The 6,414-nt window shown below is 59.7% G+C and carries 6 protein-coding genes; 5 read left to right on the top strand and 1 reads right to left on the bottom strand.

The annotated features are described in order from the left end of the window. A partial coding sequence (gene repC / locus VOI29_RS21520; protein ID WP_323783556.1) for a plasmid replication protein RepC occupies positions 1 to 639 on the top strand: 639 nt, incomplete at its 5' end. A gap of 576 nt (positions 640 to 1,215) precedes the next feature. On the opposite strand, the gene VOI29_RS21515 is transcribed toward repC, so the two are convergent. Beyond that, complete coding sequence (locus VOI29_RS21515; protein ID WP_323783554.1) at positions 1,216 to 2,313, bottom strand: tyrosine-type recombinase/integrase; 1,098 nt, start codon at positions 2,311 to 2,313, stop codon at positions 1,216 to 1,218. 166 nt (positions 2,314 to 2,479) lie between these two features. On the opposite strand from VOI29_RS21515, the gene VOI29_RS21510 reads away from it, so the two are divergent. The 4 genes from VOI29_RS21510 to VOI29_RS21495 form a co-directional block, all read left to right on the top strand. Continuing rightward, positions 2,480 to 4,126, top strand: a complete 1,647-nt coding sequence (locus VOI29_RS21510) for a Mu transposase C-terminal domain-containing protein (RefSeq protein WP_323783552.1) — start codon at positions 2,480 to 2,482, stop codon at positions 4,124 to 4,126. Continuing rightward, positions 4,119 to 4,997: a TniB family NTP-binding protein gene (locus VOI29_RS21505; RefSeq protein WP_323783550.1), complete on the top strand. Its 879-nt coding sequence runs from the start codon at positions 4,119 to 4,121 to the stop codon at positions 4,995 to 4,997. Before VOI29_RS21510 ends, VOI29_RS21505 begins: the two co-directional genes overlap by 8 nt. After that, entirely contained in the window at positions 4,994 to 6,013 is a 1,020-nt protein-coding gene (locus VOI29_RS21500; protein ID WP_323783548.1) for a TniQ family protein, read from the top strand. Before VOI29_RS21505 ends, VOI29_RS21500 begins: the two co-directional genes overlap by 4 nt. A gap of 205 nt (positions 6,014 to 6,218) precedes the next feature. Next, the coding region (locus VOI29_RS21495; RefSeq protein ID WP_323783546.1) for a DUF1403 family protein at positions 6,219 to 6,414 on the top strand (196 nt) is incomplete at its 3' end.

The raw sequence follows: 6,414 nt of genomic DNA, 5'->3' as shown, positions 1-6,414 counted from the left end.
GGTTTCATCGCCTATGGGCTGTCATTGAAGCCCGACCTGGCCTTATGGGACCGTATGAGCGACCTCTCCCTGCTCACAGCCCGTGACCTGCGCAGGAGACTAAGCTTTGAAGATTTAAACGTTCTCGAAACAAAAATGATGGCAGCGCTGGAAGAAGTCAAAACCTGTATCGACGCGCCACAATCAGATAATATGAGCACCAGCGACGCTAATATTGAGCAGCACCATCATAGTTCAAATAAAGAATATATAGATAATAGAGAAGAAGCTGGAAGTGGCGCTAATGAAGCCGCGACGGTAAGCCATAGATCATCGCACCAGGCGCCTCCAATAAAGCTAGTGTTGAGCACCTGCAAAGAAATACAAACATTCGCTCCGGACTCCGTACGGCATTGGGATGATCTTGTAAGACTTTCGGATGCTGTTAGCCCAATGATGGGAATTACCAGACAGGTTTGGAAGGAAGCTCAATCTCGAATGGGCACTGCGCAAGCTGCAACGACACTTGCTGCGATGCTCGAGAGATTTGCGGAGATCAAGAGCCCATCGGCCTATCTGCGTTCGCTTACACGAAAGGCCGAGAACGGTTTGTTTTCCTGCGGCGCTATGATCCGCGCATTGCAGGTGCGACGGGGGTAAGTTCACAGCTGTGAACTTACTGAGCCCCCCTCCCCTATTACTGTTCACAGCTGTGAACAGTACAGCCCTGAGCACTCTGAATTTTCTGGCGTCTAGTAACAAATGACGGAATCGTTATGAGCACACCTACAGCGCTGGAACTCTTACTAGGAGCGATGCGATCCCGGCAGCGGCCCCATACAATGTCGTCGAGCAGGACATTAACGGCGTGAAAAGACACATTCAGCCGATGATGGGTTTCAAGTCACCCCGGCTCGCTAGTTCAACTTTGGACCAGATAGAAACAATCGCCAGATGGACAATCGAAACTTTCGGGCTGCGCCAAGCAGAGCTTTACGAAGCCAAATTCCTCAACTGCTGTGAACGTATTTTGAATGACCGGGCCCATAGTCGGAGTCGCGCAGTTCTCGTTGATGATGTCGAAGACCTACGGTTCACAAGGGCAGGGGAGCATTTTTGGTCTTTCTGGATCGATCGGACGAGGTCATCATCGTAAATACCCTCCATTCCCGCAGCGATCTCCCTCGCCATGTTGCTTCACTTTCGGCTTTGAAATCCGAAGTGTGCAGATCCACGTCATAATCCGGCTGCCTTCGTCAGGTTCACTCCGAACCGGTCACGCCGGCGTTGATAGCGGCGGGTCATTTCGGCCGAAGCGTGGCCGAGCTGCTTCTGGACATAACGCTCGTCAGTCTCTGCTGAACTTGCCAGACCTGCACGAAGGGAATGGCCTGAGAACAGCGCTAAACGTTCTTTTTCGGGTAGTTCCGCTCGGATGCCAGCATCCAGCACGGTGCGTTTGATCAGGCGGGCGACGTGTTTGTCATTGAGTCGCGCCTCGAGCGCCTTCGCGCCATCACGGGACGTGCGGACGAACACCGATCCAAAATTGATCTTCGCAAAATGCAGCCACTGCTTCAGCGCGCGAACAGGGCAGGTTTGGTCGCTAGAGCCGTGACCTATCTCAACCTCACGCCAGCCTGTTTTGGCGTTCAGCGTGAGCAGGGCACCCTCTTCTAGGATCTCGATCCAACCGCCTGAATCCGGTGTGTCGTCTTTGTTGACATCCAAGCTGACGATCTCGGACCGACGCAGACCGCCCGCATAGCCGATCAGCAGGATGGCCCGGTCTCGCAGACCGCGCAGGTCGTAGGGCAAGGTGGCCACCATCGCGAGAATGTCCTCCGCCAGGATCGCCTCCTTCTGCACCGGCGGACGGGCGTGTTTGCGTTTGATCCCGGCCAGGACGAAGGCGATATGGCGGTTCTTGCGATCGAGGTTGAAGCCGCGTTGCTTGTAGTTCCAGCTAATGCCAGAAAGACGGCGCTCGATGGTCGAGACTGAGAGGGCAGGGGCCTTTCCCACGGGTGCAGTCAAGTTGGCGAGGTAGAGGCCGATCATCTCGGGTGAAGGCGGCAAAGGGTCCGTTCCCTTCACTCTGCACCAGCGGGTAAACTGCGCCCAATCTTTCGCATAGGCCTTCAGGGTGTTCTCAGAGGCCGCCTGCTTTGCATAGCCGCGTGCGGTTTCTACCAGCTGATCGAGGGTGCCCGAGCTCGCCACATGCAAGGGCAGGGAGATGCCGTCACTTTTCTCATGATCTCTCGCGTCACCCTGAGCATCTTCGGATGTACTAGGGCGTGTTGAGCTCAACTTCTCGTCCTCTGTGGCCATATTTCCCCTGAATGTCGGTCTGCCGGAATTTCTGAGACTGCGTTCCATTTGTTTTCAATAGCTTGCCTGTGTCGCATTTCTGAAATCGATTCAGGGTATGTGAGACTAGACGCCGATTTGAGTCACCATTGGTGAGACTATCCGGCACCCGCGCATTGAGCAAGTTATGTCCGATAATTTTCCGGCTGACAAGGATTGGGAAGAGGCCGAGTACCGCGCCCGCGTGATCGGGGAACTGCCGGCCCAGCTCACTCAGGGCAATGTCGACTGGGCCATGCGCCAGCTGAATATCAGCCGATCCACGCTCTTTCGCCTGGTGAAGCAGTTCCGCGAGGACGGGCGGACGAGTGGACTGCTGCGGGATACCCGCGGCCCTAAACCGGGCATGCAGCCTCTGGACCCGGCGGTGGAAGCGATCGTGGCCCATCATTTCAGGGAGTTTTATGCCACCCGCCGCAAGCCCACCAGGACACGGTTCTGGCGTGAGATCGCTGCCGATTGTCAGGCGCAAGGGTTGGCACCACCCTCGATCCGGCGTTTGGGCCGCTGGCTGGAGGGGCACGATCAGGCAATGCTGATGGGCCGGCGTGAAGGCAAGGTCAAGGCCGAGCGGCGCCATCTGGCCACGCCGGGAAGCCTTACTGCAGACAGCCCTCTCGATATCGTCCAGATCGACCACACCAAGGCCGATGTGACAGTGGTTGACCCGGTGACGCGTCGCCCGCTCGGTCGTCCGACGCTGACTGTGGCAATCGATGTGAACACCCGCATGGTTTTGGGGTTTCATCTGTCGCTGGAGCCGCCATCGCTTCTGGCTGTTGCTCTGTGTCTGACCCATGCGGTGATGGATAAATCGCATTGGCTCACTGCGCGAGATATTAGCACGGATTGGGCTGCGCAGGGTATCCCGAGCGCGATTTACGTGGACAATGGCGCGGAGTTCCACGCGCGCGCCTTCGAGCGGGCCTGTTCCGAATATCAGATCGACCTGCGGCACCGACCACCGGGAACGCCGCGCTATGGCGGCCATATCGAGCGCCTGATCGGCACGATGATGGGCGCGATTCACCTGCTGCCGGGCTCGCATTTCTCGAACATTTTCGAGCGCGGTGATCTCGACGCCGAGGCCGAGGCGGTGATGACGCTCGGAGAGCTGGAGACCTGGCTCGCTCTCGAGATCACCGGCTCCTACCATGCGCGGGTCCACAGCGTGCTGGAAAAGACGCCGTCAGCAGCCTGGGCGGCGCAGGCGGATGAGATCAAGCTCCGCATGCCGGTCGATCTCCGACAGTTCTTGGTCGATTTTCTGCCCTCCGAGCAGCGGGTTTTGCAGCGCGACGGCCTGCATCTCTTCCACATCCGCTACTGGGCGGACGAGTTGCGCTGGCTGATGGGCCGGGAAAGCCGCAAGTTCACGCTCAAATACGATCCGCGTGATCTTTCGCGCATCTTCGTGCTGACAGAGAACGGGATCATCGAAGCCCGACCGGCGGATCTGACACGGCCTGCGGTCACGCTCTGGGAGCACCGCGCCGCGCGACGCGCTTTGCGCGAGGCCGGGCGCCGGTCGGTAGATGAGGAACTGATTTTCAGGACGATCGAGACGCAGCGCGACCTCGTCGACAGCGCCGAGCGGCAGACGAAGGCGATACGGCGCCACCAGGCACGGCGGGCACATCTGGCCCCTCTGCCGATGATCGATGTGACACCGGATGCCGCCGCGCGAGATGCCCTGCCTGCGCCGGAAGGGGCGGGGAGCCCGTTTCTCAGCCACCCCGGCTTCAAGGTCGAGGAGTGGTACGAGGATGACTGAGTTCCCGCATCTCTATCCGGGAGCCGGCAAGATCGCCGCGCTCAGTGCCGAGGAGCGCATTCATAGGATTCGCGCCGACCGCTGGATCTCCTACCCCAGGGCTGAGGCCGCCTTGGAGAAGCTGGAAACGCTGATGTCGTTTCCCGAGCGCGCCCGCATGCCGAACCTGCTCATTGTCGGCGACAGCGGCATGGGCAAGACTATGATCATCGAGAAGTTCACCCGCGACCACGCATCGAGCTTCGACGAGACCAGCGGACGGCTGCATATGCCGGTCGTCGCCGTGCAGATGGTGTCTGGGCCTGATGAATCGCGCTTCTACCGCCGGATCCTGGCGGCGATTGGTGCCCCGGAGCCGCCGCGGGCGACACTGTCTGTGCTGGAAAGCCTGGCCTTGCGTCTGCTCGCCGAATTGCGTCCGGGGATGCTGGTCATCGACGAGATCCACAGTCTGCAGGCGGGTACGATCCGCGAACAGGCGCGATTCCTGAACATGTTGCGCTTCCTGGGCAACGAGCTGCGCATCCCGCTGGTCTGTGTCGGTACGGCGCAGGCCCGCAACGCGCTGCGCACCGACGATCAACTGGTGCGTCGTTTCGAGGCCTTCGCATTGCCGCCATGGCGGGAGGGCGAGGATCTGAATGGGCTGATGAGCACGCTCGCGCGCACGCTGCCGCTTCGGCGCCAAAGCCAGATCGACGAGAAGGCACTCACGCGGATGATCAAGGTGACTGGCGGCATCACCTCGGGCATTTTTTCGATCTTGTCGCAGCTGGCGATCGCCGCCATCGAAAGCGGGGAGGAACGCATCCTCGCGCGCGATATTCTGGGCGGCGACCGGTTGCAGGCGGTCCTGGGAGAGCCGGTGTGACCGCGCACGGGCGCTTGCCGGTAGTCTACCTCCCCGAGGCCGACGAACGGCTGTCTTCCTGGGCCGCGCGCATGGCCCCGTTCTACGCCATGACGGTTTCGGAATTCGTCGCCGCGCTTGGCCTGAAGGGGCACGACGTGTTCGACTTGGAATGGCGTCTTTCGGAAGGGCAGGGGGCTCTGGTCGCGGCTCGGACCGGCCTTTCGCCGGAAGCGGTGCAGGCCATGACTTTTCGGAAGTTGGGGTCAGCGGTGCGCATGATGATCGCGCGGAAGAACCGGTCTCCGTGTCGGCACTGTCCCGAAGACGTGCATCGCAAAGCCGCCGCGCTGCCGTGGCGATTTCGCTGCCCGGTGCATGGTGTGGAGTTTCGGGACGCCACTGGCGAGACCCTGTCCAACCGGTTCGGTACGGATTTCTTCAAGAAACTTGAAGGGCATGCCGAGGTCGGTGCCGCTCATCTCGATGCCTGGGCGCGCGGTGCGGGGCAAGGCCACTTGGAAGCGCCCCAAGTGCTTCAGGTTCTGACGGCACGGCATCGCCGCGCCTCGCCGCCGAACGTCGGCGAGCAGCCACGAATGTCTCTGAAAGACCGGCGGGACTACCATGATTTTCTGACCACGCCGATCCTCCGACAGGCGCTGACGGTCGTTGTCCCCGAATACGATCAGGTGGCGCCAGTGCTTGCCAAGCCGGTGCGGCCCGGTCTTCACGCTCTGGCGCAGGGCTCGCTCTTGCAATGTTTCGCGCTGACGGTCGGCGTCGGGCGGATCACTGAGGATCCGGTCAAATGGGCGATCTCAGTCATGCTCGAGAGTGATGCGGAGGGGCAGGGAAGGGTCCGGCAGGCGATTAGCCCATGGCCTCTCTCGTTGAGGCGAAGCATCTCGGCCCGGTTCTGGCGCGCTGAGCGCGACGAGAGGGCACGCCAGTCTGCCGAAAAAGCCGCGCGACAGCGCCAGTCTCACAAATACCGACTCATCCAGTCTCATAAATACCGGTACAGAATCTCATGAACCCCGACTCGTTTTTCAGGGAAGTGCTTGAATCTCATCAATTCCGGTCTTCCGACACGAAAATCTACTAGTATTGAACTGTGCTGCAGCATGTCTTCATACATCCAATAATGTAAACTTATTGGACATAAATAGGGACAGCAAGGTGGGGCGGTAGTTGAGCTATTCTCTGGTAGAAAGCGCCGTGCGAGTATAACCTCAGGATATGACATTTGCGCTACCGGATCATATCAGCGACCTCGACACGCTACCCCGGATGCCCGCTTGGGTCACGTCCCCACGTGCCGAAACCGCTGAAGATGTTGCGTTTTGGTCGGGTGCGGCGCTGGCACATCTCCATCTGACATCGAAGCTTGAGGATGTGCCACAGGCTTTGTGGCGGGAGCGCTTGGCTTTGCGCG

It is taken from the genome of Leisingera sp. (assembly GCF_034669605.1).
GTDB lineage: Bacteria > Pseudomonadota > Alphaproteobacteria > Rhodobacterales > Rhodobacteraceae > Leisingera.
The sequence above is the reverse complement of the archived record's forward strand: the minus strand, read 5'-3'. Positions and strand labels throughout refer to the sequence as shown.

Coding starts and splice junctions, on each gene's coding strand:
- VOI29_RS21515 (WP_323783554.1), bottom strand. CDS start 2,313: ATGGCCACAGAGGACGAGAAGTTGAGCTCAACACGCCCTAGTACATCC.
- VOI29_RS21510 (WP_323783552.1), top strand. CDS start 2,480: ATGTCCGATAATTTTCCGGCTGACAAGGATTGGGAAGAGGCCGAGTAC.
- VOI29_RS21505 (WP_323783550.1), top strand. CDS start 4,119: ATGACTGAGTTCCCGCATCTCTATCCGGGAGCCGGCAAGATCGCCGCG.